Annotated in this window: 1 protein-coding gene; it reads right to left on the reverse strand. The window is 70.0% G+C overall.

What is annotated here, in order from left to right; all coding sequences use genetic code 11:
- Positions 1–107 precede the first annotated feature (107 nt).
- Positions 108–546, reverse strand: a 439-nt coding sequence (locus E9998_RS25035; RefSeq protein WP_136532475.1) for a BMP family lipoprotein, incomplete at its 5' end; no start/stop codon positions are given.

Here is a 546-nt window from a genome sequence, read left to right on the forward strand (position 1 = left end):
CCACGAGGTCGATGTCGTCGTCCGCTGTGAACGAGCCGAACTTCTTCGTCAGGCCCTTCAGTTCGAGTCGCAATGCACGTCCCTTGTCGCTCGGTCGGACTCGCTGGTTAGGAGGCGGCCGGGCTGGCCGGGGACTCGACCACGAGCGTGCCGTCGATGATCGCCTGCGTGAGCGCCTCGACCTCGGCCTTGGTCTCGTCGGAGACGGCGGCGTCGAAGTCGTGGAACGGGGCGATGCCGACGCCGCCGTTGGCGAGCGTGCCGACGTAGGAGCCGTTGCCGGCGTCGCCTTCGAAGGCGGCCAGGACGGCGGCCTGGACGGCGTTCGCGAGGCCCTTCTCGGCGGAGGTGATGAGCTCGGAGCCGTACTCGGTGGACTCGAAGCCGTCGGTGTCGACCCAGATGGCGCTGACGGAGTCGCCCGCCTCCTGGGCGGCGGTCAGCGCGCCGATGCCGGCGGGGCCGGCGACCGGGAAGAGGATGTCGGCGCCCTGGGTGATGAAGGTGTCCGAAGTGCTCTTGCCGGCGGCGGTGTCCTCGAAGTCG

Source organism: Glycomyces paridis (assembly GCF_004912155.1).
GTDB classification, from domain to species: Bacteria; Actinomycetota; Actinomycetes; order Mycobacteriales; family Micromonosporaceae; genus Glycomyces; species Glycomyces paridis.